The 23802-nt window shown below is 66.2% G+C and carries 23 protein-coding genes; 9 read left to right on the top strand and 14 right to left on the bottom strand.

Annotated features, from left to right (window positions below; genetic code table 11):
* Nucleotides 1–80: 80 nt before the first annotated feature.
* The 7 genes from QRQ56_RS25105 to QRQ56_RS25075 form a co-directional block, all read right to left on the bottom strand.
* Nucleotides 81–908, bottom strand: coding sequence for an ABC transporter permease (locus QRQ56_RS25105; protein WP_438743723.1), 828 nt, complete (start codon nt 906–908; stop codon nt 81–83).
* The gene (locus QRQ56_RS25100; RefSeq protein WP_438743722.1) at nt 905–2167 is read right to left on the bottom strand and encodes an ABC transporter permease; all 1263 of its coding nucleotides are present in this window, start codon (nt 2165–2167) and stop codon (nt 905–907) included. Before QRQ56_RS25100 ends, QRQ56_RS25105 begins: the two co-directional genes overlap by 4 nt.
* A 220-nt stretch (nt 2168–2387) precedes the next feature.
* Nucleotides 2388–3437, bottom strand: a complete 1050-nt coding sequence (locus QRQ56_RS25095; RefSeq protein WP_438743721.1) for an ABC transporter substrate-binding protein — start codon at nt 3435–3437, stop codon at nt 2388–2390.
* Nucleotides 3438–3501: 64 nt separating this feature from the next.
* Complete coding sequence (locus tag QRQ56_RS25090; RefSeq protein ID WP_438743719.1) at nt 3502–4611, bottom strand: ABC transporter ATP-binding protein; 1110 nt, start codon at nt 4609–4611, stop codon at nt 3502–3504.
* Between the two features lie 327 nt (nt 4612–4938).
* Entirely contained in the window at nt 4939–6507 is a 1569-nt protein-coding gene (locus QRQ56_RS25085) for a DUF4403 family protein (RefSeq protein WP_438743718.1), read from the bottom strand.
* A 131-nt stretch (nt 6508–6638) separates the two neighbouring features.
* Nucleotides 6639–7277: a Vgb family protein gene (locus QRQ56_RS25080; protein WP_438743717.1), complete on the bottom strand. Its 639-nt coding sequence runs from the start codon at nt 7275–7277 to the stop codon at nt 6639–6641.
* A gap of 28 nt (nt 7278–7305) precedes the next feature.
* A complete protein-coding gene (locus QRQ56_RS25075) occupies nt 7306–8526 on the bottom strand; it encodes a helix-turn-helix domain-containing protein (RefSeq protein WP_438743715.1) in 1221 nt (406 codons plus the stop codon).
* A 150-nt stretch (nt 8527–8676) separates the two neighbouring features.
* Between QRQ56_RS25075 and QRQ56_RS25070 the strand changes: the two genes are divergently transcribed.
* Both QRQ56_RS25070 and QRQ56_RS25065 read left to right on the top strand, forming a co-directional pair.
* Nucleotides 8677–9456: a DUF899 domain-containing protein gene (locus QRQ56_RS25070; RefSeq protein WP_438743714.1), complete on the top strand. Its 780-nt coding sequence runs from the start codon at nt 8677–8679 to the stop codon at nt 9454–9456.
* Nucleotides 9449–9694 (top strand): hypothetical protein, encoded by a 246-nt coding sequence (locus tag QRQ56_RS25065; protein ID WP_438743713.1) that lies wholly within the window; start codon nt 9449–9451, stop codon nt 9692–9694. The genes QRQ56_RS25070 and QRQ56_RS25065 overlap by 8 nt, the downstream gene beginning before the upstream one ends.
* A 39-nt stretch (nt 9695–9733) precedes the next feature.
* Here QRQ56_RS25065 and QRQ56_RS25060 read toward each other — a convergent pair whose 3' ends face one another.
* From QRQ56_RS25060 to QRQ56_RS25045, 4 genes are all read right to left on the bottom strand, one after another.
* The gene (locus QRQ56_RS25060) at nt 9734–10273 is read right to left on the bottom strand and encodes a GNAT family N-acetyltransferase (RefSeq protein ID WP_438743712.1); all 540 of its coding nucleotides are present in this window, start codon (nt 10271–10273) and stop codon (nt 9734–9736) included.
* Nucleotides 10270–10599: a GIY-YIG nuclease family protein gene (locus tag QRQ56_RS25055; RefSeq protein ID WP_438743711.1), complete on the bottom strand. Its 330-nt coding sequence runs from the start codon at nt 10597–10599 to the stop codon at nt 10270–10272. The genes QRQ56_RS25060 and QRQ56_RS25055 overlap by 4 nt, the downstream gene beginning before the upstream one ends.
* Nucleotides 10600–10814: 215 nt before the next feature.
* On the bottom strand, nt 10815–11234 hold the full coding sequence (locus QRQ56_RS25050) for a c-type cytochrome (RefSeq protein ID WP_438743709.1): 420 nt from the start codon (nt 11232–11234) through the stop codon (nt 10815–10817).
* A 108-nt stretch (nt 11235–11342) separates the two neighbouring features.
* On the bottom strand, nt 11343–12059 hold the full coding sequence (locus QRQ56_RS25045) for a L,D-transpeptidase (protein WP_438743708.1): 717 nt from the start codon (nt 12057–12059) through the stop codon (nt 11343–11345).
* Between the two features lie 274 nt (nt 12060–12333).
* Between QRQ56_RS25045 and QRQ56_RS25040 the strand changes: the two genes are divergently transcribed.
* The 3 genes from QRQ56_RS25040 to QRQ56_RS25030 all read left to right on the top strand — a co-directional run bounded on the left by QRQ56_RS25040 (nt 12334) and on the right by QRQ56_RS25030 (nt 14893).
* Entirely contained in the window at nt 12334–13386 is a 1053-nt protein-coding gene (locus QRQ56_RS25040) for a glycosyltransferase family 4 protein (protein ID WP_438743706.1), read from the top strand.
* 34 nt (nt 13387–13420) lie between these two features.
* The gene (locus QRQ56_RS25035; RefSeq protein WP_438743705.1) at nt 13421–14110 is read left to right on the top strand and encodes a methyltransferase domain-containing protein; all 690 of its coding nucleotides are present in this window, start codon (nt 13421–13423) and stop codon (nt 14108–14110) included.
* 123 nt (nt 14111–14233) lie between these two features.
* The gene (locus QRQ56_RS25030; protein WP_438743703.1) at nt 14234–14893 is read left to right on the top strand and encodes a hypothetical protein; all 660 of its coding nucleotides are present in this window, start codon (nt 14234–14236) and stop codon (nt 14891–14893) included.
* Between the two features lie 284 nt (nt 14894–15177).
* On the opposite strand, the gene QRQ56_RS25025 is transcribed toward QRQ56_RS25030, so the two are convergent.
* Nucleotides 15178–16842 carry an aminotransferase class III-fold pyridoxal phosphate-dependent enzyme gene (locus tag QRQ56_RS25025; protein ID WP_438743702.1) on the bottom strand — a complete coding sequence of 555 codons (1665 nt, stop codon included), beginning with the start codon at nt 16840–16842 and terminating at the stop codon, nt 15178–15180.
* Nucleotides 16843–16877: 35 nt separating this feature from the next.
* Here QRQ56_RS25025 and asd point away from each other — a divergent pair, with 35 nt between their 5' ends.
* Nucleotides 16878–17741, top strand: a complete 864-nt coding sequence (gene asd / locus QRQ56_RS25020) for an archaetidylserine decarboxylase (protein ID WP_438743701.1) — start codon at nt 16878–16880, stop codon at nt 17739–17741.
* A 66-nt stretch (nt 17742–17807) separates the two neighbouring features.
* Nucleotides 17808–18395 (top strand): NUDIX hydrolase, encoded by a 588-nt coding sequence (locus tag QRQ56_RS25015; protein WP_438743699.1) that lies wholly within the window; start codon nt 17808–17810, stop codon nt 18393–18395.
* 263 nt (nt 18396–18658) lie between these two features.
* On the opposite strand, the gene QRQ56_RS25010 is transcribed toward QRQ56_RS25015, so the two are convergent.
* Nucleotides 18659–20152 carry a FecR domain-containing protein gene (locus tag QRQ56_RS25010; RefSeq protein WP_438743753.1) on the bottom strand — a complete coding sequence of 498 codons (1494 nt, stop codon included), beginning with the start codon at nt 20150–20152 and terminating at the stop codon, nt 18659–18661.
* Between the two features lie 297 nt (nt 20153–20449).
* Nucleotides 20450–21247 carry a DUF2147 domain-containing protein gene (locus QRQ56_RS25005; RefSeq protein ID WP_438743698.1) on the bottom strand — a complete coding sequence of 266 codons (798 nt, stop codon included), beginning with the start codon at nt 21245–21247 and terminating at the stop codon, nt 20450–20452.
* 194 nt (nt 21248–21441) lie between these two features.
* On the opposite strand from QRQ56_RS25005, the gene QRQ56_RS25000 reads away from it, so the two are divergent.
* Together QRQ56_RS25000 and QRQ56_RS24995 are read left to right on the top strand one after the other, a co-directional pair.
* Complete coding sequence (locus tag QRQ56_RS25000; RefSeq protein WP_438743696.1) at nt 21442–22302, top strand: DUF2147 domain-containing protein; 861 nt, start codon at nt 21442–21444, stop codon at nt 22300–22302.
* 332 nt (nt 22303–22634) lie between these two features.
* Nucleotides 22635–23789, top strand: coding sequence for an extensin family protein (locus QRQ56_RS24995; RefSeq protein ID WP_438743695.1), 1155 nt, complete (start codon nt 22635–22637; stop codon nt 23787–23789).
* Nucleotides 23790–23802: the final 13 nt, after the last annotated feature.

The following is a 23802-nucleotide window of genomic DNA, read 5'->3' as shown; positions in this document are numbered from 1 at the left end:
GACCGAACCATGAACGACTGTTACCTATCCATCCGGTCTGTTCTGTTACCCATCCATCCGCTGGACAAGAGCGCCGCCGCTCACCCGCCGGCCTTGAGACGTTCGTTGCGTCGGCGCAGGCCTTCCATGGTCGCGAGCAGGATGACCGACACCGTCGTCAGGATCACGGCCGCCGCCGTGATGGTCGGACTGATGTTCTCGCGGATGCCGCTGAACATTTCGCGCGGCAGGGTGCGCTGCTCGGGGCCTGCCATGAACAGCACGATCACCACCTCGTCGAAACTGGTTGCAAAGGCGAACAGCGCGCCAGATGCGAGGCCCGGCAGGATCAGCGGCAGGATCACGCGGCGGAAGGCGTAGATCGGCGATGCGCCGAGCGAGGCGGCGGCGCGGGCGAGGTTGGTGTCGAAGCTCTGCAGCGTCGCGCCGACCGTGATCACGACGAAGGGCGTCGCCAGCGCAGTGTGGGCCAGGATCAGGCCGAGATAGCTGCCGGTCAATCCGATCGGCGCGAAGAAGAAATACAGGCCGACGGCGGTGATGACGCCGGGCACGACGACCGGCGACAGCACGAAGGCGAGCACCAGCGGCTTGAAGCGGCTCTTCCACTGCGCCAACCCGAGTGCGGCCAGCGTGCCGAGCCCCATGGACAGCACAGTCGAAGCGACGCCGATGATCACACTGTTCTTCAGCGCGTTCATCCAGCGCGGCGAGGTGATGAAGTCGTCGTACCAGCGTAAGGATAGTCCGGGCAGCGGATAGGTGAGATAGGAGCCCGAGCTGAGGGACAGCGGCATGATCGCAAGGATCGGCGCGATCAGGAAGGCGAACACCAACGCGGAGACGACGATGGTCGCGGTCCAGGCGATGCGCTGGCTTGGCGTGCGCAGGGAGGAATTGTCGGTCAATTCTTCATGCCTCCCGTGACCTGCTGGCCCTGCACCAGCTTGCCGTAGACGAGAGCGAGCAGGATCGTGGCCAGCAGCAGCACGGCGCCGAGCGCTGAAGCAAGGCCCCAATTGGCGGTCTCGGTGGTGTAGAGCGCGATGAAGTAACTGATCATCTGGTCGGCGGCGCCGCCGACGAGCGCCGGCGTGATGTAGTAGCCGAGTGCCAGGATGAAGACGAGCAGGCTTCCCGCGCCGATGCCGGGCAGGGTCTGGGGCAGGTAGATTCTCAGGAACGCGGTGATCGGCGGCGCACCGAGCGAGGCGGCGGCTCGCATGTAGGCGGGCGAGATCGCCTTCATGCTGCTGTACAGCGGCAGGATCATGAACGGCAGCAGCACGTGGGTCATCGCCACGCAAACGCCGAAACGGTTGTAGATCAGGCGCAAGGGCTCGTCGATGATGCCGAGCCAGTGCAGGCTGTCGTTGACGACGCCCTTGCTCTGCAACAGCACGATCCAGGCACAGGTGCGGACCAGGAGCGAGGTCCAGAACGGCAGCAGGACGAAGATCATCAGCAGGTTCGATCGTCCCGGCGGCAGCGCCGCAAGGAGGTAGGCGACCGGGAAGCCGAGGATCAGGCAGAGCGCGGTGACGCTGAGGCTGATGAGGAAAGTGCGGGTGAAGACCTCGCGGTAGATGGCCTGGTCCGGCGGCGCCGCGATGATCGCGCGGTCCGCGTTCCGCGTCAGGTCGAGCGCTGCCAGCAAATAGAAGCCGGTCACCGGGCCGCCGGCGTCCTTGATCGTCGTCCAGGTGCTGCGTTCGCGCCAAGCCGGGTTGATCTTGCCCAGCGTCTCCTTGGCCGTGCCGGCTTCCGGCATCGCCTTCAGATTGCGCGACGTGCTGGTGAGGATGGTGCGAAAGCCGTTCAGGGCATAGTTGAGCCGCTTGGCCGCGATGGCGAGGGTGCCGGACTCGCGTGCGGCCTGGACATCGCTTGCCAGCGCCGCATAGGCCTTTTCATCCGGCAGGTCCTTGCCGTCCCAACCGGCGAGGGCAGCAATGGTGTGAGGCAGAACCTGGCGCACCTCGCGGTCATCGACCGCGCGCCACAGCATGCCGGCGATCGGCCCCGCAAAAGTGAAGAGCAGGAAGACGAGAAGCGGCAGGACCAGCGCGAGTGCCTTGAACTGACGCGCGCGCTCGGCCTGCTTCAGGCGGCGCTTGAGCGGGACTTCTGTCGACGCACTGGCGCCGGTCTGCAACGCTTCCGTCATACAAAGCGCCCCGCGGCGCAGCCAGAGCAAGCGCCTCGTCCTTCGAGACGACCGCTTCGCGGTCTCCTCAGGATGAGGCTGATCGACATCGGCGCCAGTGGAGACATGGCCACAGCCTCAGACCTCATCCTGAGGAGCCCGCCGCAGGCGGGCGTCTCGAAGGATGCGCTGCGGGCGAGATGTACGCCACGTCTTCCCTCAGCGCCATTTCCGTCATGCGCTATTTCGCGGCCCATTTGTTGAAGCGCTCGGTCAGGCGGTCGATGTTCTCGAGCCAGAAGGCGACGTTGATCTCGACCGCGTTCTTGATGTTGTCAGGCGCGGTCGGCAGGTCCTTCAGGACGGCGGGCGCGAGCTTGGCAGCGGCGTCCTTGTTCGAGGTGCCGTAGGAGATGTTCTCCGACAGCTTCGACTGGTTCTCCGCCTTGCCGGCGAAGTCGAGGAACTTGTAGGCGGCGTCCTTGTTCGGGCTGCCCTTCAGGATGACCCAGCTGTCGAGCGTGAACAGCGCGCCGTCCCACACCATGCCAAAATTCTTCTTCTCGTTCTTGTTCGCGGTGTCGATGCGGCCGTTGTAGACCGAGGTCATCGCGACCTCGCCGGAGGCGAGCAGTTGCGGCGGCTGGGCGCCGGCCTTCCACCAGACGATGTCGCCCTTGATGGTGTCCAGCTTCTTGAACGCACGCTCGATGCCCTCGTCGGTCGCCAGCACCTTGTAGACGTCCTTCGGCGGCACGCCGTCGGCCATCAGCGCGATCTCCAGCGTGGTCTTGGGGCCCTGGCGAAGAGCGCGCTTGCCCGGAATCTTCTTGGTGTCGAAGAAGTCGGCCCAGCCCTTCGGGGCTTCCTTCAGCTTGTCCTTGTCGTAGCCGAGCACGAAGTCGTAGAGGATGGCGCCGACGCCGCACGGGTTGACCGACGGCGGGATATAGGCCGCCTCGCCACCGATCTTGGTATAGTCCATCTTCTCGAACAGGCCTTCCTCGCAGCCGACCGCGAGCTCGTCGCTCTCGACCTGGACGACGTCCCAGGTGGCGGCACCGCCCTGCACCTTGGCGCGCAGCACCCCGACGCCGCCATCCCAGGACTCGTCGTTCATCGCAACGCCTGCCGCCTTCTTGAACGGCTCGAAATAGGCCTTCTTCTGGGCATCCTGATAGGCGCCGCCCCACGACACGACGGTGAGGTCACGCGCTTCGGCAACCGTTGCCAGCGCCGCGCCGGCGCTGAACGCCGCGGCGAAACCCAGAGCGATCTTGCGGTTCAGCATGGTCTTCGTTCCTTCTTCGTGAGTTGCGTTGATGTTGATTGTCGAGGATCCGCTCTCAATCGGATCAAACGGGATCGAGGGCGAGGCAATCCTCCGGGCGGAATGTGATGAAGACGCTTTCGCCGTGGCTCAGGCTGTCATGTGCCCCCGGCTGAAGCTTGACCATGAACTCGCCATTGCCGGCGACCTCGAGCACGGCGAGCGCGTGATCGCCGAGATAGATGGTGTTCTGCACCCGCGCGGGCAGGCGGTTCACGCCGTCGCTGGAGGCGCCGTCCGGGACAAGACTGATCCGCTCGGGCCGCACCGACAGCGAGGTGGACGCGCCCGCACCCGAGACGTTGACCGCCCGCGCGGTGACGGTGCCGCCCCCGGCCAGCGCGACCCGGCAATAGTCCTTGTCGATCGTCTCGACGCTGCCTGAAAGCACGTTGTTCTCGCCGATGAAATGGGCGACGAAGCTGTTCACCGGATGCTCGTAGAGCGCATCGGGCCTGTCGATCTGCTGCACGATGCCGTCGTTGAACACGGCGATGCGGTCCGACATGGTGAGCGCTTCGCTCTGGTCGTGAGTGACGTAGACGATGGTGATGCCCATCCGCTCGTGCAGCTGCTTGATCTCCAGCTGCATCTGCTCGCGCAGCCGCTTGTCGAGGGCGCCGAGCGGCTCGTCCATCAGCACAAGCTGCGGATTGAACACCAGCGCGCGGGCCAGCGCCACGCGTTGTTGCTGGCCGCCGGACAATTGTCCCGGTCGGCGGTGCGCCATCGCTTCCATCTTGATCATGCGCAATGCCGACCTCACGCGCTCCTGCGCTTCCGCCTTGCTCGTGTTGCGAACGGATAGCGGGAAGGCGATATTCTCGGCGATCGTCAGGTGCGGAAACAAGGCATAGTTCTGGAACACCATGCCGATGTCGCGCTTGTGCGGCGGCATGTTCTTGATCGGCCGGTCGCTGAGGTAGATCTCGCCATGGGTCGGAACCTCGAACCCGGCCAGCATCATCAGCGTGGTCGTCTTGCCCGAGCCCGACGGGCCGAGCAGGGTGATGAACTCGCCCTTCCTGATGTCGAGATCGAGGTTCTTCACCACGAGATGCTCGCCATCATAGGTCTTTTGAATGCCGGAAAAGCGCACCAATGCCGGCGCGGGTATGACCATGCCGGCTTCCATGCTGTCCTCGGCTTGCCGCTACAATGCTGTCGGCACCTCTTTCGAGGTTGCCGAGAAGCAGCTTAGCACCCTCGGGCGAGGGGGCAAGCGGTGCGACCGATGCAGAGGCGCAGGTTTCACGCGCGGCGCAGAAGGTGCGCACGCCTCGTCCTTCGAGACGGCGCTGACGCGCCTCCTCAGGATGAGGCTGATCGGCATGAGTGCTCGCTGAGACTGCTGCCGCGCACTCCCGTCCTCATCCTGAGGAGCCCGCCTCAAGCGGGCGTCTCGAAGGATGGCCGAAGAGACAGCTCTCGAATGCTATCGTCCTGCGGCCCGCGAGGGCGGCTACATTCCCGACAGCTTGCTCACATGCACGTTCAGCGAGCCGCCGGCTTCCGCGACGATGCGCAGCGTCTTGGAATCGAAGGCGATGTCCGCGAGGGTCAGGCTTTCGATCTTGGCGTCGACCTTGAGGCCGTCTTCGGTCTTCTGGTAGTCGGCGATCGCGGCGGCGATCTTCTCGCGCGCATTGGCGGCGATCGGCTTCAGGTCGAGCGTTGCCCGCTGCAGCAGTGCCTGCTGCATCTGCGGCACTACGGCGCGCGCGGCGGCGCCGAGCAGGCCGAACGCAGCTTCCGATTCCACCGCAAGCTGGATGTCGGTGAGCCGCAGCGTCTGCTGCGCCTGGTCGAGCACCGGCCGGCCCCAGATGTGCACGGTGGCCTCGGCGCCGAGGCCGAGCCAGCTCTTCTTCTCCTTGGCGCGCACCAGCAGCGAGATCAGCAGCCGCTCGCCCGAGGGGATCACGTTGACGCTCTTCACGGTGACGTCGACCGGGCCCGAGCCGTCCTCGGGATAGGTGCGGCCGACCATCTGCGCTGCGATCAGCTTGTTGATCTCGGTGAAGGGCACGTCGATGGGAACGCCGATGTTCACGCCGGTGCCACTCGGCGGCACGATCGAGATCTTGTCGGGGAAAGGGCAATCCGGCTTGGTCGGCGTCGAGGTAACGCGCGTCTCCGCTTCCAGGCCCATCAGCAGCGTCACGTTTTGGGCATCCACGCGCGGTTGCGCGGCGATGGCACGGATCGGCTTCATCTCGAGCCAGAGCGGCGGCAGCGCGGCCGAGGAGCCCGAGCCCTGCAGGGGGATCGAGCGGCAGGCCTTGGCCCATTGCGCCTTCGCATTGTCGCGCAGGGAGGGATCGTTGCGGATGCGCTCGGAGACGATGTTGATCTGCTCGCCGACATTCTTGTCGATCAGCGGCTTGACCTGCGCCGGCACGTTGACCTTGGCGCCGGCGACGTTGAGGTTGGTGTCGCCGAGATTGACCTGGGCGCCGAGATTGGGCTCGATGTGCCAGTTGGCCGCGAGCTTCGGGCGCGAGGTGACGACCACGTTGCCCTTGATCTCCGCGCTGGCGTTCAGGTGTTTGATGTTGACGGCGCCGATCCGCTTGGCGGCATCGCCGCCGAGCACGCTGCCGAGTGCGTCGCCGAGTGCGCCGGTGGCTTTCGCCGACAGCGAGCCGGTCACGTTCAGCTTGCCGGTGAGCGGCGTCGAGATCGTCAGCACGTCCTTGTCGCCGCTGGCGGCCATCGGCCCCCGAACGGCGGTCCAGCCGATGTCGGCATTCTCCAGGATCTGCGAGACCGGGTTGTCGGCCTTGCCGGCGAAGTTGCGCGGCGCCGCCTTCTCGGCCTGCTCGCGGATCGCGGAGATCGCGATGGCCACGGGGGCGATCACGACCGAGCTTTTCGAGGCGGGGGGCAGCGGCGGCAATTGCGCGACCGGCGGCGCCGAATTCGTCGCGCGCGGCGACAGCAAGTCCATCGCCTTCAGGCTGATGAAGAACGACGCCGCGAGCACCACGACGCCGATCAGGATCGTCTTCAAATTCAACGTTAGTCGCATCACTCCCCCAGGCCGCCCCGGCGGGGATTTTACAGGGCGGGCGAGCAGGGCGCTAGAGCGCACCGGTGGGGTGGAATTGCGGCGAACGGGTTAACGGCTGTTGCCGCCTGCTGAGAGCGTTAATTGCGGCGCTAGCCGCGCTTCGGACGGCGGATCGCTCTCACATTGCCGTTGGGGCCGCCGCCGCAGAAGAAGCGGCCGCCGCCGTCGGACTCCAGCCCGGAGACGACCGTCCCGGCCGGGAGGTCGAGCTGCTCGAGCACCTTGCCGGTCGCCGGGTCGATCCGCCGCACGTCGCTCTCGTCGTTCTCCCAGGTGCCGTGCCAGAGCTCGCCGTCGACCCAGGTCACCCCGGTGACGAAGCGCTTGCTCTCGATGGTGCGCAGGACCTTGCCGCTTTCCGGATCGACCTGATGGATCTTGCGCTCGCGATATTGCCCGACCCACAGCGAGCCCTCGGCCCAGGCGAGGCCGGAATCGCCGCCGCCGCCCGGCGCCGGAATCGTGGCGAGCACCTTGCCCGAGGTCGCGTCGATCTTCTGGATGCGATCCTCGGCGATCTGGAACAAATGCTTGCCATCGAACGCCGTGCCGGCATGCGCGGCGACATCGATGGAGCGCGCGACCTTGCCGTTATCAGGGTCGACCGCGTTCAATTTGTCGCCGGATGCGAACCAGACATGGCTGCCGTCATAGGTGACGCCATGCACGGCATCGACGCCCTCGAACGGTCCATATTCCCTGACGATCTCGGCGGCTGAACGCTTCATCTGCTGGCTCCTGTGATGTGGTCCCAAATTACGCCTTCAGGAGCGGCGTAGGGAGTAACAAGCCTGTCGGGAAACCCGGGACGGGCGGCATCATCCAGCGCCGCGCCCGCCCGTGTCCGAAGCATTGCACCTTGTTCGCGCGCGCCAGCTCGTCGAGGGCGCGCTGCACCGTGCGCGCGCTCGTTCCCAGCGCCAGCGCGAGCGCCGAGCTCGACCAGGGCTCGCCGTCGGAGAGGAGCGCGAGCACGCTAGCATGCTTTTCCTCGACCGGCCGCGCCAGCACGAGGATCTCGCGCGTCTTGCGCGGCGCCAGCGCGAAGCCTTGCTTGGTCGCGCAGATGCCGGCGAGCGGCTTGAGCTTGGTGCGGAGTCGCCCGATCTCGACGCGCAACCGCGCACGATGCGATTCGTCGACATGCCTAGCGTGAAACGCGCCCGCGATCAGCGTCTGCCGCGAGACGTCCGCGGGCCACGCCTGCGCCAGGATGCGGACGAGCGCGAACAACACCGGCCGCGTGCCGAGCGGCACGACGGTGCCGCGCCGGCGAACCGAATGGTGGAAGGTGTCGACGACGAGCGCCTCAGACGTCGCGAGGTCCTCGATGTCCGCCAGCAGCAGGGGCCGCTCGTCGCCGCGCGCGATCAGGCGTGCCGCCGGCGTGTCGAGCACGCGGCTTGCGCTGTCGACTTCGGCCGAGAGTGCGGGGATATCGGCCTGCCGCGCCGCGCCGGCCGCCCGCGCGAGCGCCGCGCGCGCATCCTTCGTCCTGAGCCGCCGTATGGCGATGCCGGCGAACACGAGCTCCCGGACGACCTGCGAGGCGGGCGGCAGCGGGAGGGAGCCGAGATCAGCGAGCGTGCGCTCCGCCTCGTCAATGTGTCCAAGAAGGAGGAGCCGCCGCGCGGCGATATGGCCGGCATGCGCGGCGTTGGCGAGGTCGCCGTGCTTTTCGAGGGTCGCGCGTGCCGCCGTGAGCGTCTTGTCCGGCCAGCCGAGATCGCGGCAGACCAGTGCGATCTCGGCCTCGGCCACCACGCACCTGGCGCGCGCGACGGCTTCTCGCGGACCGAAGGCGCGCGCGGCGCTGCGCAATAGCGTTTTCGCCTTGGCGAGATCGCCGAGCTGCGCCATCGCGATGCCGCGCAGCGCCAGTGACGGAGCGTCGTTGCGCAGTGCGACGCGGTTCAGCGCGCCGAGCGGATCGCCGGCCTCGAGCGCGCGCGCGGCCGCCGTGATCAGCGACTCCATTCAAATCCCGCCACACTTGTTACTCCCACCGCGCAACCGCGCAGTGCCAGAAATCGTTGTCGACCGACAATGTGCGGCAATGGGCCGGCGGTTTCGCCAGAAGCGGAATGGTCGTTCAGGCAAGACTTCAAGTGAGAGCTTTGGAGAACCATGATGACTTCAGCAGACAAACAGACCGCCATGCAGACACCGCCGGTGGTGTCGCCGCAGGACTGGGAAGCAGCCCGTCAGCAACTGCTGGTGAAGGAAAAAGCGCATACCCGTGCCCGCGATGCCCTGGCCGCCGAGCGCCGGCGCATGCCGTGGATGGAAGTTGCCAAAACCTATGCGTTCGAGGGGCCCGGCGGCAAGCTTGGTCTCGCCGACCTGTTCCAGGGCCGGCGGCAACTGATCGTCTACCGCGCCTTTTTCGAGCCCGGCGTGTTCGGCTGGCCCGATCATGCCTGCCGCGGCTGCTCCATGGTGGCCGACCAGGTCGCCCATGTCTCGCATCTGAATGCCCGCGACACCACGCTGGTGTTCGCCTCGCGCGCGCCACAGGCCGACATTGTCAGGCTGAAGCAGCGGATGGGCTGGACCATGCCCTGGGTCACCGTCACCGACAGTTTCGATGCCGATTTCGGCGTGGACGAATGGCACGGCACCAACGTGTTCTATCGCGACGGGACGCGCATCTTCCGCACCTATTTCGTCAAGAGCCGCGGCGACGAGCAAATGGGCGGCACCTGGAACTATCTCGACATCACCCCGCTCGGCCGGCAGGAGGTGTGGGAGGATTCGCCGAAGGGCTATCCGCAGACGCCGACCTACAAATGGTGGAACTGGCACGACAGCTATACGGAGAACGCAGCGCCCGACCAGAAATGGGTGGAGATCTCGGACGCCGGCGAGAAGGCGTTTCGCCGGGAGGCGGCAGAAGGCCGTGATTAGTCCCATGGACGCAATGGCCGGCGATGGCGTGGTGGCCGCGCGTCATCTCGCCCGATGGCTGGCATTGGCTGCCACGCCGACGTTCGCGATCATGGCCGTGGTCGCGGGTGGGCCGGCGGACATACTGTGCGCCGCCGGCCGCAGCTCCGTGCTCGGCGGCATGGTGCCGATGTATCTGTTGATGAGCGCGTTCCATTCGGCGGCGTGGCTGAGGCTGCTCGCGGAGCGGCGGGGCTAGGGCGGCCGGTAAGTGGCGCGACGCGAACGGCCCCGGAGATCACCGGGGCCGAGACGTGCCGCCTTCGCCAAAGAACAAGGCCATCATGATCTCGTCGGAATATCGGCCGTTCTGCTTCAGCGCCTTCACGCCGCGGCCATATTCGGCGAAGCCGGCCGCCTTGTAGAGCCGCAATGCGGGCAGGTTCTCGCTGACGACGACGAGGTGAAGCTGCTCGACGCGGCTTGCCGCATGCGCGGCGACGGCATCGGCCAGCAATCGTCCCATGCCCGATTTCCGCGCCTGCGGCCGCACATACATTCCCCACAGCACCGCCCTGTGCGCGGTCTTCGCGCCGTCCTCCCGGCGGAAGCCCGCGGTGCCCACGAGCTCGCCCGCGATGAACGCGCCGAACACGTCCGATGCCGCGAGGCGCTCCTCGAACCAGGCGAGCGGCTTTTCCCGCTCGCGTTCGAGCGTGCTGGTGAACGCTTCGGGATGGGTCGCGAGCGCTTCCAGCCGGATCGCGCGGTAGCGCTCGGCATCGGCGGGCGTGAGCAGGCGGATCGCCGGCGAAGCGGCATGAGGAGGCGGCGTCATATCGAAGTGACACCTCGTGGGCGTCTCGAAGGATGGTTTGATGCGCGCTTGGCCAGCTCATGGAGCCCGACGAAATCGCCGCGCATGAAGGCTTCCTTCTTGGCGCGGCTCCACTTCTTGAGCTTGCGCTCACATTCGATCGCGTCGGTGTTCCCATCGAACCATTGCGAGAACATCAGTGCTACAGGCCGGCGTGACTTCGTATAGCCTTCGAACGTGCCTGCGTTATGTTGCGCGATCCTGATATCGAGTTCGGTGCGCGTCGTGCCGATGTAGTAGCTGCCGTCGGCGCATCTGAGAATGTAGAGCCACGCGCCGTCGGTCATCGTGAACGCCTCGTCCTTCGAGACGCGCGCTAGGGCGCGCTCCTCAGGATGAGGCTAACTGGCAGGCGTGCCTTGGCGCAAGAGGTGGTCGTTGATCTCGTGAACAAACGCTTCAGGAATCAATCGAGCCACACACTCAGCCCTCATCCTGAGGGCCCGCCAGAGGCGGGCGTCTCGAAGGATGCGCCGCGACTTCAAGCCAGGCACAGGTGCGGTTACTGCGATCCGGCCGCCTTCAAATACCCCACCACCTTCGCTGCTTCCTCCGCCGAGATGCCGCCATAGGGCTGCATCTTGTTGCCCGAGACCACCTCGTCCGGCTTGAGCATGAAGCGGGTGAGCTTGTCCTGGTCCCAGACGAAGCCGGCTTCCTTCATGGACGATGAGTAGTTGTAGTCGGGCAGCGAGCCGGCCTTGCGGCCGACGATTCCATTGAGGTTGGGACCGAGACGGTTGTCACCTTCCTTGGTGGAATGACAGGTGCGGCAGGAATTGTTGAAGGCCTGCTGGCCGCCCTGATCGCCCGCGGGCTGCTGCGCGCGCGAGGCGGGCGCGGACGCCAGCAGCGCCAGGGCTCCGGCGCCGGCGACCGCGTGCATCCACTTATATGGCAGGGATTGCCGGCGTGATTGCATTGGCGCCTCCATCAACAGCCGCGCCTCAAGCGCGCGTCGGCATGCCGAGGGCCAACGAAAACGGCCCCGGTGGGTTCCGGGGCCGTTTGCGTCACAATGTCCTGTTGCTCAGCGCGTCGTGGTTCCAAGCTCCGCGCGGCGCTCCGTCATCGGCAGCACCACGACCTTGGTGCCGACGTTGACGCGGGAATAGAGGTCGGTGACGTCGTCATTGGTCAAGCGGATGCAGCCGGACGAGACACGCTTGCCGATGGTGTCGGGGGCGTTGGTGCCGTGGATGCGGTAGATGGTGCCGCCGAGATACATGGCGCGTGCGCCGAGCGGATTGCCGGGGCCGCCGGCCATGTGACGCGGCAGATAGGGCTGGCGGGCGATCATCTCCGGCGGGGGCGTCCAAGCCGGCCACTCGGCCTTGCGGGTCACCGACTGCACGCCGGACCAGGTGAAACCGTCGCGGCCGACGCCGATGCCGTAGCGGAGCGCCTGGCCGTTGCCGAGCACGTAATAGAGATAGGTGTTGGGGGTATCGATGATGATGGTGCCCGGCGCCTCACGCGTCGCGTAAGCAACGGTCTGGCGGCGGAAGCGGGCCGGCATCTCGACGGCATCCTGATCCTCGGACGGCTCGGTCTGATAGGTCGGCGCCTGATACGGTTGATAGGGCTGGAACGGCTGCGGCGCGGCGATCGGCGGCAGCGGCTGGAAGAAGGGGAAGATCTGCACGGGCGCGGCCTTGGCGCTACCCGCGAATGCGATCGCGGAGACCGCGACTGCGCCAAAAGCAATTGCGCGCGAAAACGTCTTGAACGTGCCCAGATTGAACATGTGATTGCCCCTGTTTGCTCGGTGGCTTCGGCCACCGCGGCACCGTTGCGGTGCTCTGTTGCCTGGATCACTAACGGCAAAACGTTTCGGGACATTTGCGTGGAAAACCGAAAACGGTTTCACGGCGGCAAGGATTGTTTCATGACAGTTTCGTGGCCCGGGCCACCGGGCGCCGCACAAAACCGGGTGCCGACACTTCTGTGACGTCACACGCCTGAAATATCCTTCGTTGATGGTCGATGCCTGAGAATCATCAAACTCTCGGGATTTTCCCATGCGGGTATTAATCGCAACCGACGCCTGGCATCCGCAGGTTAACGGCGTAGTGCGCACCCTGACCTCGCTGGCGAACGCGGCCAAGGCGCTCGATGTCGAGATCGACTTCCTGACCCCGGACGGCTTTCCGTCCTGGCCGCTGCCGACCTATCCGGGCCTGCGCTTTGCGTTGCCGTCGGCGAAGGAGATCGCGCGGCGGATCGAGAAGGCCGCCCCCGAAGCGCTGCACATCGCGACCGAAGGCCCGATCGGCTGGGCCGCGCGCGCCTATTGCCGCCGCAACCGCCTGGCTTTCACCACCTCCTATACGACGCGTTTTCCGGAATATGTTGCAGTGCGGACCGGCATTCCCGCGGCGGTCGGCTACGCCGTGCTGCGTCACTTCCACGATGCCGCCGCCATGACCATGGTGGCGACGCCCTCGCTGCGGCAGGAGCTCTCCGAGCGCGGCTTCAAGCGGCTCGGCTTCTGGACGCGCGGCGTCAGCACCGAGCTGTTTCACCCCGACAGCCCGGCGAAGCTCGACCTGCCGGGCCCGATCTTCATGACCATGGGCCGCGTCGCTGTCGAAAAGAATCTCGAAGCGTTCCTCTCGCTCGATCTGCCCGGCACCAAGGTTGTCGTCGGCGACGGTCCGCAGAAGGCCGCGCTCGAAAAGAAATATCCCGATGCGGTCTTCCTCGGCGAAAAGAAGGGCACCGATCTCACCGCGCATCTCGCCGCTGCCGACGTGTTCGTGTTCCCGAGCTTGACCGACACGTTCGGCGTGGTGCAGCTCGAGGCGCTGGCCTGCGGCACGCCGGTCGCGGCGTTTCCGGTGACAGGACCCAAGGACGTCATCGCCGATCATCCGATCGGCGCGATCGACCACGATCTGCGCGCCGCGTGCCTGCGCGCGCTGACCATGTCGCGCGAGACCTGCCGCAATTTTGCACTGGAGCGTTCCTGGGAGAACAGTGCGCGCCAGTTCGTCGGCAACCTGACCTCACTTCAGCCCAGCCGCGTCCTGCGCGCCTCGCCTCGCTTGGCGCGGCGGCCGGTGCGCGGCTGACCTTTCATTTGACCCACAAGCGAGAACCTCACCGATGGCCAAGATCATGAACCTTGACGGCACCCAGCAGCTCGACCTCACCCGCGGCACGGTCGAGCAGGCCTATGATCGCTGGGCGCCGGTCTACGACCTCGTGTTCGGCGGCGTGTTCGCCAAGGGTCGTCAGGCGGCGATCGCGGCCACCAACAAGATCGGCGGCCGCGTGCTCGAGGTCGGCGTCGGCACCGGCATCTCGCTGCCGCTCTACGCGCCGAACCTGCGCATCTTCGGCACCGACATCTCGGAAGCTATGCTCGACAAGGCGCGTCAGCGCGTCACCGAGGGCAAGCTCAAGAACGTCGAGGGCCTCGCGGTGATGGACGCGGAGAAGCTCGAATTCCCTGACAATTCCTTCGACGTCGTGATGGCGCAATATGTCGTCACCGCCGTGCCGAACCCGGAAGTCGCGCTGGACGAATTCGCCCGCGTGCTGCGCCCGGGCGGCGAGCTGATCATCCTGACCCGCGTCAGTGCCGATACCGGCATGCGCCGCTTCATCGAGCAGAAGCTGCAGCCGGTGGTTCGTCCGCTCGGCTTCCGCACCGCCGAGTTCGCCTGGTCGCGTTATGCGAAGTGGCTGGCCGGCGCGCGCGGCATGGAGCTCGCCGAGCGCCGCCTGATTCCGCCGCTCGGCCATTTCTCGCTGGTGCGCTTCCGCAAGATCGACGTCGCCAAGGCGGCCTGATCGCGCTCACGCGTCGCGTGCGTCATCGCGCCGCTGCGCATCGTCACAAGACAAAACGATGATGTCACACGGCCTACATCGAATCCCTGTAAATCCCGAACCCGAACGCATTTGGGGAAGAGCATGATCAAGAATTATCTCGAGCAGCTGCGGATCCAGCGCTGGGACGACCATCGCTACTATCACCACAGCCGGATCAATCAGAGCCTGCACTTCATCAGCGCGCTGAGCTTCCTCTTCGCCTATGTCTGGCTGTTCATCGATCCCGTCGTCTCCGCCCTCGTGGGATGGCTGGTCTCGATGACCTCGCGCCAGGCCGGCCATTTCTTCTTCGAGCCGCACACTTACGACCACGTCAACCAGGCGACGCACGAGTACAAGGAAGAGATCAAGGTCGGCTACAATCTGCAGCGCAAGGTCGTGCTGATGGCGATCTGGGCGGCCTCGCCGATGGTGCTGTTCGCCGATCCCACGCTGTTCGGCCTGTTCACACCCTGGGCAACGGCGACCGACTTCATGCGGCAGGTCGCCAAGATCTGGCTGGTGGTCGGCGGCGGCGGTCTTCTGTTCCGCACCGTGCACCTGTTCTTCATCCGCGACGTCGAGACCGGCCTCGTCTGGATGACCAAGATCCTGACCGACCCCTTCCACGACCTGATGCTCTATCGCAACGCGCCGCTCGCCCTTATGCGCGGCGAGCTGATGGACCCCGGCCTGCACCTCAACCCCGAGCACACGCTGGGCCTGATCTCCGAGCCCACGCTCGAAGAGCAGCACGCCTGAGCGCGCTGTTCTCGCCAAGCACTCCGATGTCTGATGATTACGTCATGCCCGGGCTCGTCCCGGGCATCCACGTCTTGGGGGCTGTTTCTTCGCCTCTCCCCGCGTGCGGGGAGAGGCCGACGCGCGCAGCGCGGCGGGTGAGGGGGGCTATCCACGGGGGTGCTGCCAACGGCTCGTGCCTTAACTCTCATCACACGCGCGGAGAGTCCCCCTCACCCCGACCCTCTCCCCGCAAGCGGGGCGAGGGGGAATTGGCGGCGGTGCTCGGGGCGAGGAGACCGGCCTCAGCGCCCGAAGCGCTTGGCCAGCATCTCTTTCAGGATCTGCCGCTTGATGTTCTTGTTGGTGAGCACACCGTCGTGCCACCAGAAGCCGTCAGCCTTCATCTTCTCGGCCGCGCGGACGAAGCGTTCGGCGACTTCGGCGAAGTCGGCGTCGGTGTAGTTCAGGCTGAAGATCAGCCGGCCGGTGCCGACCCAGCTCAGCGCGAGGCCCTCGGCGCGCAGGTAATATTGCAGCATCCAATTGTAGCGGGACGGGGTGGTGTATTTCACCGTCCAGATCGACGAGAGATTGGCGAAGCGTACCGGCAGGTCCGCGCCTTCCATCATCCGGTTGAGCGTCTGGACGCGGCCGTTCCAGGTCTCCTCGAGCCCGTCATAGACCGCACGGAAATTCGGGCTGGCGAGCCGGCTCAAGAACTCGTCCATTGCCGTCATGACGTAGGGATGCGAGTTGAAGGTGCCGCGGGCGAAGCAGATGTCGGCGGGACGGTCGTCGCGGAAGCGGCGCATCAATTCGCGCTTGCCGCAGACCACGCCGACCGGCAGGCCGCCGGCGAGGCTCTTGCCGTAGGTCACCATGTCGGCCTTGACGCCGAAATATTCCTGGGCGCCGCCGGCGGCGAGACGGAAGCCGACGAAGACTTCGTCGAAGATCAGCACGATGCCGCGCTTGGTGCAGACTTCGCGCAGCTTCTTCAGCCACTCGGTGTAGCCAGCGCGATCGAAGTTGCCGCCACGGGAGGAATCCACCAGCGAGGAATCGCCGGGCGCGTTGCCGTTCGGATGCAGGCCCTGCAGCGGATTGACCAGAACGCAGGCGATGTCGTTGCGCGTGCGCAGCACGTGCAGCGTCTTCTCGGACATCTCGGCGAGGGTGTAGGTCTCGTGCGCGGCAATGGGATTGCCGACGCCGGGCTGCACGTCGCCCCACCAGCCGTGATAGGCACCGGCGAAACGAACGAGATGCGTGCGTTTGGTGTGGTAGCGCGCGAGGCGCACCGCCTGCATCACGGCTTCGGTGCCGGACATGTGGAACGAGACCTCGTCGAGGCCGGAGATCCGGCAGAGCCGCTGCACGTTCTCGAGGATGACGGGATGGTAGGGCCCGAGCACGGGACCGAGCGCATGCGCACGCTTCTCGGAGCCCTCGATGCACTCCTTGTAGAAGTCGTTGCCGAAGATATTGACGCCGTAGGATCCCGTGAGGTCGTACGAGGTGTTGCCGTCGACATCGGTGACGGTGACGCCGCGCGAGGACTCCATGAAGGTCGAGGTGCCCAGGTGCTCGCGAACGAGGCGCGCGAACTGGAACGGCACGCGGTAGCTTTCGGTGAAGTTGAGATCGGAGATCGTCTCGGCCGCTTCCTTCGTCATCGCGCGGCCCTTGGGGTAGCGCTCGGCGTAGAGTTTGGCGAGACGAAAGAAGGCGTCCTTGCGCTGCTTCACCACGTTGTCGGGCGCGCCATCGCAGCCGAAGTACTTATCGCCCTCGAACTCGTAGAACGGCAGCAGCTTCGCTACCCGCCGCGACATCTTGGAATGTCCGGCGAGCGAGCGGTGCTTGGCGCGGGACAGTTCGACCCGTGCCTTGATCTTCGGGAGGACGGCGGCAGCAGACGCTGCGGCGGCCACGGACATCGAGAGAATCGGGAGTGTCGTTTCCATGTCAACAAGCGCTAATACTGTGAGCTGACAGATTCATGACAGTCAAAGCCCTCATCGCCTCTTTCACCCAGCAGGAAGACCTCAACTTCCTGTTGACCAACCGTATCCCGCGCGCCGCGCTGACCCGCTTCATGGGCTGGTTCTCCAAGATCGAGAATCCGCTGGTCCGGGACTTCTCGATCGCGCTGTGGAAGCTGTTCTCCGACCTCGATCTGTCGGAGGCGCGGAAGGATCATTTCACGAGCCTGCACGACTGCTTCACGCGGGAGCTGAAGCCGGGCCTGCGGCCGTTTGATCCCGACCCCTCGATTGTCGCCAGCCCGTCGGACGGCATCGTCGGCGCCCACGGGAAGATCGCCGACACCGAGCTGTTCCAGGTCAAGGGCGCGCCTTATTCGCTGCTCGACCTCGTCGGCGATCCCGCGCTGGTCGATCAGCACCGCAACGGCTCTTTCGTCACGCTGCGGCTGACCTCCAGCATGTATCACCGTTTTCATGCGCCGCATGACGCGCATATCGAGCGGGTCACGCTGATCCATGGCGACGTCTGGAACGTCAACCCGATCGCGCTGAAGCGGGTCGAGCGCCTGTTCTGCAAGAACGAGCGCGCGGTGATCCGTACCCATCTGGCGACCGGTGAAGCCGTGACGCTGGTGCCGGTCGCCGCGATCCTGGTCGCGAGCATCCGCCTGCATTTCCTCGACATGGTGCTGAATGCGCAGACTCGCGGCCCCGTCAACTTTCCCTGTGACGTCAATGTCGCCAAGGGCGAGGAGCTCGGCTGGTTCGAGCACGGCTCGACCATCATCATCCTTGCCCCCGGCGATTTCACGTTCTGCGACGGCATCGCCGAAGGCACGCGCATTCGCGCCGGACAGGCGTTGCTGAGGAGAAAGTAGCCTTCAATCCACCGTCACCGCCGTCTATATGTGTGGCGGGGACGATTTGACGACACGGATGTGGCGATGGCACGGGCGCCGGTCATGGCGGCGGGTGGAATTGTGCTGCGGCGAGGATCGGAGCCGCTGATCGCAGTCGTGCGCCAGCGCAAGCGAAATGAATGGGTGTTGCCCAAGGGCAAGCTCGACGACGGCGAGACGCCGAAGGACGCCGCGCATCGCGAGGTGCTGGAAGAGACCGGGCACGACGTCGCCGTGCACGAATTCTTGGGCACGATCGCCTATCAGTCCGGCGGTCGCTCCAAGATCGTGCATTTCTGGCGGATGGAGGCCGGGGGCGGGCCGGTCCGCAAGCTGATGAACGACATCAAGGCGGTGGACTGGCTGACGCTGGAGGACGCGGTCGCGCGGCTGTCGCGCGAATATGAGCGTGCGTTCCTGACACAGATTGGTCCGATCGCACTCGCGGCGGCGGGGCTGGCGCCTGGGGCCGCGGCGTCGCCGACCTCCGTTGCCGAGCCGGAGTCACCATTGGCGAGCGAAGATATCGATGCAGCCTTGCAGACGCTGACGCCCGCGGAAGCCGCCTCCGTGGACGAGTTGCGCCACGGCCTGTTGCAGAAGGTGAAGGCCTGGCTGCGCGGCGAGGCGTGAGGTCTTCTCCCGCCGCGCTGCTAGTGAATTCGGATATTTCCGCGAGCTGATGTGCCTGTGGGAGCGTCAGCTTCTCCACGCCGTCATTGCGAGCGCAGCGAAGCAATCCAGACTGCCTCCGCGGAGGGAATCTGGATTGCTTCGTCGCAAGGGCTCCTCGCAATGACGGGGAGATAGCGGAGCGCGATTGCTTCGCAGTATTTGCTCAGAAGCAGCCACAGGGCTGACAACGCTTGCTCGCCCGCATCGAAGAAAGTGCAGCGTCACCGCCGCTCTTTCTTCTCCTTCGGTGCCGGCACGGGCCTGCGCGGGGCTGCCGGGCGTTGAGCGGCGGGGAGGCGCTGCTGGTACCCGCCTTGGCGTTGCATGCCGGGTGGTTGGGCTGCGGGCGGCTGGCCCGGCTGCAGGCCGGTGCGCGGCTGTTGCGGCTGCGGGCTTGCCGGCTGCGTCCCGCCCGGTTGCGGCGGCACTACTCCTCCGGGCTGATTTGCTCCGCCGCGCTGGGGCAGGGTTTGCGGCGTGCCGTTGGGGGCTGCGCCCTGTCCAGTGCGCGGCGCGCCTGGGCGTCCGGCACCTGGCTGCTGGCCGGGCTGCGGCTGACCCTGTTGCTGCTGGCCGCGCTGTTGCCCTTGTTGCTGTCCTTGTTGTTGCCCCTGACCCGCGCGCGGTGTGCCCGGCTGCACGGCGCCGCCTTGCTGGCCCTGTCCCTGCCGCTGCGGCGGCTGCGCGCCTTGGCGGCCCGGCGTTCCCGGCTGCTGTTGACCCGGGCGGTTGTTCTGGCCGGGCTGGCCGTTCGGGCGCTGCGGCTGCTGAGCGGGCACGGTCGCCGGTCGCAATTGCTGCTGCTGCGGCGGCTGCGCCGGCCGCGGAATCCGGCTGAGCGCGGCCGGATTGGCGCGGCGGAAGTCGCGCTGCTCGGTGACGATCTGCCGGCCCGTGGTTTGCGCCAGATGGACCTGACTTACAAAGCCGCGGTCGCGCGCGATCTGCTGCGGGGCAATCGTGATCGGCACGGCGGCAAAGCGCATCACACCGGCGGTGGCCGCGCCGGGGCGGATCGCAAAGCCGCTCGCGCCCTGCGTCAGCGCGCCGAGCCGCGTGCCGCTGGTGCGGTCGTCGACGTCGATGTGCCCGACGCGGCCGTCGGCGTCGGGATAGAGCTTGATGTTGACGTTGTTGGTGCTGCCGGCGGTTGCGCCTTCGGGCACGTCGACGACCCCCGTGGTGCCGCGGATGCCGAGCGTCGCCGTCGGCGTCGTGATCTTCATGTCGCCGGTCTTGGCCACCGCGGCGGCAACGAAAGCGACGGTGCCCTTGCCGATGTCGAAGATCCCCGAGTTCTGCTTGCCGCCGTCCTCGTAGACGTAATTGTCGATGGTGATCTTCGAAGAGGCGGAGAGGTTGAACGTGGTGGCGTCGTTGAAGGTGATGCCGAGCGTGGAGTTCGACGAGGTCTGCACGACGTCGTTGAGATAGATGTCGTCGCGTACGCGCAGCGGATAGGAATTCTTGTCGCGGATCACGGTCGCGATCCCCGTGACCGTCGCGACATTGCCGATCGGCTCGACGGTGGCGGATTGTGCATCGGCTGCGGGCGCCGGCGAGGCCGAGGGCGTCGGGGAAGGTGCGGGCGCCGGGTCGGCCTGGGGCTGTGCCTGCGCGATCTCGATCGTCTCGGATGCAAAAGTCGCGCTGCTGCCTGCCAGCGGCAATGCCGGCAGCACGAGCGCGAACACGAAGCGGCGCCAAGCCAGCATGGATGTCACGAGAAAGTCCCGGTGAGAACGCGAGGCGAGATCGGTCGATATCAGCCGGGCGGACCTGAATGGTGGATGAACGCGTGTGGTCTGCGCTGGGCGAGCGTTCAGAGGCTAGGAGAGGCCAAGCAAATAGGGCTCGACTATTTCTACGTCGTCATGGCCGGGCTTGTCCCGGCCATCCACGCCATGCTTTGCGTCACTGAGAACGTGGATGCCCGGGACATCCAGCGCGAAGTCGCGCTTCTGCCCGGGCATGACGATAGGTTGTTGGTCGTTGGGCTGACGCTTTGCGCTTCAGCTCACGCGCTTCCAGGTCTGACCGCCGCAGAACATGCCGCCGAAAGCGCAACCCTGTACACGCATCGCGTTCGGACCCTTCATCGCGATGGTCGAGTCATAGTTGCGGCCGGAGTCGGGATCGTGGATGCGGCCGCTCCACTTGGCCCCCTCGGGCTTCATGTTGATCAGGATGCGCTCGTTGGTCTTCTCGGCATAACCGCACAGATTGGCACCGCACTGCTCGACGCGGACGTTGCCCTTGTTCTCTTCGGTCGCCCACACGCCGATCGGCGAGTTCGGTGCGGCCACGGGCGCGGCGGCCACCGGAGCCGGAGCGGACGCCGGAGCAACGGCGACTGGGGCGGGCGCGACCGCGGGAGCCGGAGCGGCAACGGGCGCGGGCTGCGTGGTGTTGTAGCTTGTGGCTGGAGCTGCGGCGATCGCGGTGGTGGGAGCCGCGGGGGCGACGGCCACGGGCGCGGCCGCCTGAACCGGCGCCTGTTGCACCGGCTGCTGCTGCACCGGAGCCGGCGCGGGCTGCGCGGTCGTGGTGGCCGGAGCCGGCGTGGTGTCGACGTCGTCGTCCTTGGAGCCGCCGAGGCCCTTGAGGTTGATGTTGTTCAGCTTGATCGGCTTGTCCGACAGGCCCGGCGCGACGATGGTCACGCAATTGAGCGAGGCGCAGTTGCGCGGCGTTTCGATGCGGATGTGCTGGCCTTCGACCTGGAACGAGATCGAATTGCCGCCGCCGGCATGGGCTGCGGCGGTCGATGCCAGGAAGAGCGCGGTGGCGGCGATGGTGAGCTTGTTCATGACAACCTCCGAAAATGGCGTGGTCCCTGATGGACTGAAGTCGCCGGTGGATGAAGCGTGGTTCGACCCTATGCCGGCCTGGCCTCGCTTTCTGTGATGGGAGTCACAACGGCTCCAGGCGCTTGGGTGAGCCAGCGCACATCCAGCCGCGGTCCATCCCGCATAACCTCGTCGCGACACGACAGGAGGCGCCGATGACCCGGCTTTTGACTTCGCTTGGCACAGTGATCGCCTTGATGGCTGTGACACCCGCAGCCGAGGCCGGCTCGTACTCGTTCTCGGTCGGTGGCCACCGATTCCATGTCGAGGCGTCCAGGGCGTGCCGATCCTCGACCTGCGTGTCGATCTCGTCGAATCGCAGCCTTCGGCCGGCGGACGACACCGCGACGAAACCGGCCCCGCCGCCGGCGGCGATGGTGCAGGCGCCGTTGGTTGCGCCGGCCATTCCGGTCCGTCCGCTGCAGGCGGCCGTGGTCGCGCCGCCGCCGGCGGCGCCAGAGCCGACCCTGGCTGCGACGACGTCACAGCCGATCATGCCGCCGCCAGCACCAAGACTGGAGGCATCCAGACCCGAGGCACTGAGCGCCGGTCCGCCGCGCGTCGAGCTTTCGCGAACTGAGCCGCCGCGGTTGGAGCCGCCGCCCGTTCCGGGCCCAGAGATCAAGCAAGCCGCGACGGTCGCACACGGCGGCGATGACGAGCAAAGCTATTCGCCGCTCGGCGAATGGGAGAGCGACGGCGCCAAGGGCACGGTCCGCATCGAGCGCTGCGGGCCCGCACTGTGCGGTTACGCGCTGACCGAGGCTTCAAGTCGCGGTGAGAGCGTGCTCGTCAACATGAAGCCGAAGTCGCATGACGCCTGGGCCGGCAGCATCTTCAGCCGCTCCAGCGGCAACACCTATTACGCGACCATGACGCTGAAGAGCTCCGGCAAGCTCCGCGTCGAAGCGTGCGCGATCGGCCGTTTCTGGTGCTCAGGCAACGATTGGACGCGGGTCGAGGCGCCGCGCGTGCAGCTGATCACGACGTCGCGGCAGTGGAGCGCGCGGTCATAGCTCTCACCTTCGCCCGCAAGAGGGCTAGGGCAGAAAGTCTTGTAGCGGGTGGGTCGTCTAGACCATGCCGAGCACGATCGCTCCGACAAAGGCCATGGCGAGGTACGCGGTGACTACGCTCAGTCTCCCGGCGAACGTCATGAGGTGGCTCCCTCCACGCGCGCTACGTCGCGCACGTTCGTCATGGTTAACAGAGAGTCTCCACGCGAAAAAGTCAGCACTGCTGCCGCTCATGCCCGCCAGGGTTTCGATGCACCCGCGGCGGTATGGTTAAAGAACACTGAAATCAACGTGTTGAAGAGTCTTTAAGTAAATTCACCGAACGTGCGTGCATGACGCGCGGAGTTCGTTTGTATCTCGTCGGCTCCATCGTCCTTGTTTCGCTAGCTGGTTGCGGACGCGGCATGTTCCAGGCCGAACGCGAACCATGGCGGGCCGAGGCTGAAGCCGCATGCCTGAAATCGGGCGCGGTGAAAGAGGGGCCGGATCTCGTTCGCATTGACCCGATCTCCGGGCCGGGCATGTGCGGCGCCGAGTTTCCGCTCAAGGTCGCCGCCCTCGGCGAGGCCTCGAGCAGCTACGGCTTTGCCGACGAGGAACTGCGTCCGCCCGGCAGCATCGGCGGCCAGCCGCGCTGGCCGGTGTCGCAGCCGCGCTCGAACTATCCGGAAAGCGCGGTGCGCCAGCCCGCCGGCTATGGCGCATCTTCCGGACCGATGTCGCTGAACGCGCCCGGCGTCGCCTCGCAGGAAGACGAGATCGACCTGCCGCCCGACGGCACCGACGCCGCGGGCGCGTCGCGCTACATGAATTCGCCGAGCTATCCGTCGCGGCCGGCGCCTTACTCGCAGGCGCCCGCGCAGCAGCCGCCGCCGCGTCTCGGCCCCGCGCAGGGCAATCCCGTCACGGCCGTCGGCCCGGTCACGATCAAGCCGACCGCGACGCTTGCCTGTCCGATCGTCTCCGAGCTCGACCGCTGGCTCGCCGATACCGTGCAGCCGTCCGCGATGCGCTGGTTCGGCGTGCGCGTCGCCGAGATCAAGCAGATCTCGGCCTATTCCTGCCGCGGCATGAACGGCAATCCGCATTCGCACATCTCCGAGCACGCCTTCGGCAACGCGCTCGACATCGCCGCCTTTGTGCTCGCCGACGGCCGCCGTGTCACCGTCAAGGACGGCTGGCGTGGCATGCCGGAGGAGCAGGGATTTTTGCGCGACGTGCAGTCGGGCGCCTGCGCGCATTTCACGACCGTGCTCGCGCCGGGGTCGAACGTCTATCACTACGATCACATCCACGTCGATTTGATGCGCCGCGCCAGCCGCCGCCTGATCTGCCAGCCCGCCGCGGTCTCCGGCGAAGAGGTCGCCTCGCGTGTGCAGTCGCGCAGGCCTTATGCGAATGCGCACGAACCGTCGGTCACCGGCTCGCTCGGCGCGCGCAAGACGACGTCACGCAAGCGTGAAGAGGACGATTACGCCGACGACTAGGCTGATGCAGCCG

Source organism: Bradyrhizobium sp. U531 (assembly GCF_051710265.1).
Taxonomy (GTDB): domain Bacteria; phylum Pseudomonadota; class Alphaproteobacteria; order Rhizobiales; family Xanthobacteraceae; genus Bradyrhizobium.
The sequence above is the reverse complement of the archived record's forward strand: the minus strand, read 5'-3'. Positions and strand labels throughout refer to the sequence as shown.

Excerpts from the sequence above, each read along its gene's own strand:
- QRQ56_RS25100 (WP_438743722.1), bottom strand. The coding sequence starts at position 2,167 with ATGACGGAAGCGTTGCAGACCGGCGCCAGTGCGTCGACAGAAGTCCCG.
- QRQ56_RS25095 (WP_438743721.1), bottom strand. The coding sequence starts at position 3,437 with ATGCTGAACCGCAAGATCGCTCTGGGTTTCGCCGCGGCGTTCAGCGCC.
- QRQ56_RS25090 (WP_438743719.1), bottom strand. The coding sequence starts at position 4,611 with ATGGAAGCCGGCATGGTCATACCCGCGCCGGCATTGGTGCGCTTTTCC.
- QRQ56_RS25085 (WP_438743718.1), bottom strand. The coding sequence starts at position 6,507 with ATGCGACTAACGTTGAATTTGAAGACGATCCTGATCGGCGTCGTGGTG.
- QRQ56_RS25080 (WP_438743717.1), bottom strand. The coding sequence starts at position 7,277 with ATGAAGCGTTCAGCCGCCGAGATCGTCAGGGAATATGGACCGTTCGAG.
- QRQ56_RS25075 (WP_438743715.1), bottom strand. The coding sequence starts at position 8,526 with ATGGAGTCGCTGATCACGGCGGCCGCGCGCGCGCTCGAGGCCGGCGAT.
- QRQ56_RS25070 (WP_438743714.1), top strand. The coding sequence starts at position 8,677 with ATGATGACTTCAGCAGACAAACAGACCGCCATGCAGACACCGCCGGTG.
- QRQ56_RS25060 (WP_438743712.1), bottom strand. The coding sequence starts at position 10,273 with ATGACGCCGCCTCCTCATGCCGCTTCGCCGGCGATCCGCCTGCTCACG.
- QRQ56_RS25055 (WP_438743711.1), bottom strand. The coding sequence starts at position 10,599 with ATGACCGACGGCGCGTGGCTCTACATTCTCAGATGCGCCGACGGCAGC.
- QRQ56_RS25050 (WP_438743709.1), bottom strand. The coding sequence starts at position 11,234 with ATGCAATCACGCCGGCAATCCCTGCCATATAAGTGGATGCACGCGGTC.
- QRQ56_RS25045 (WP_438743708.1), bottom strand. The coding sequence starts at position 12,059 with ATGTTCAATCTGGGCACGTTCAAGACGTTTTCGCGCGCAATTGCTTTT.
- QRQ56_RS25040 (WP_438743706.1), top strand. The coding sequence starts at position 12,334 with ATGCGGGTATTAATCGCAACCGACGCCTGGCATCCGCAGGTTAACGGC.
- QRQ56_RS25035 (WP_438743705.1), top strand. The coding sequence starts at position 13,421 with ATGGCCAAGATCATGAACCTTGACGGCACCCAGCAGCTCGACCTCACC.
- QRQ56_RS25030 (WP_438743703.1), top strand. The coding sequence starts at position 14,234 with ATGATCAAGAATTATCTCGAGCAGCTGCGGATCCAGCGCTGGGACGAC.
- QRQ56_RS25025 (WP_438743702.1), bottom strand. The coding sequence starts at position 16,842 with ATGGAAACGACACTCCCGATTCTCTCGATGTCCGTGGCCGCCGCAGCG.
- asd (WP_438743701.1), top strand. The coding sequence starts at position 16,878 with ATGACAGTCAAAGCCCTCATCGCCTCTTTCACCCAGCAGGAAGACCTC.
- QRQ56_RS25015 (WP_438743699.1), top strand. The coding sequence starts at position 17,808 with ATGGCACGGGCGCCGGTCATGGCGGCGGGTGGAATTGTGCTGCGGCGA.
- QRQ56_RS25010 (WP_438743753.1), bottom strand. The coding sequence starts at position 20,152 with ATGCTGGCTTGGCGCCGCTTCGTGTTCGCGCTCGTGCTGCCGGCATTG.
- QRQ56_RS25005 (WP_438743698.1), bottom strand. The coding sequence starts at position 21,247 with ATGAACAAGCTCACCATCGCCGCCACCGCGCTCTTCCTGGCATCGACC.
- QRQ56_RS25000 (WP_438743696.1), top strand. The coding sequence starts at position 21,442 with ATGACCCGGCTTTTGACTTCGCTTGGCACAGTGATCGCCTTGATGGCT.
- QRQ56_RS24995 (WP_438743695.1), top strand. The coding sequence starts at position 22,635 with ATGACGCGCGGAGTTCGTTTGTATCTCGTCGGCTCCATCGTCCTTGTT.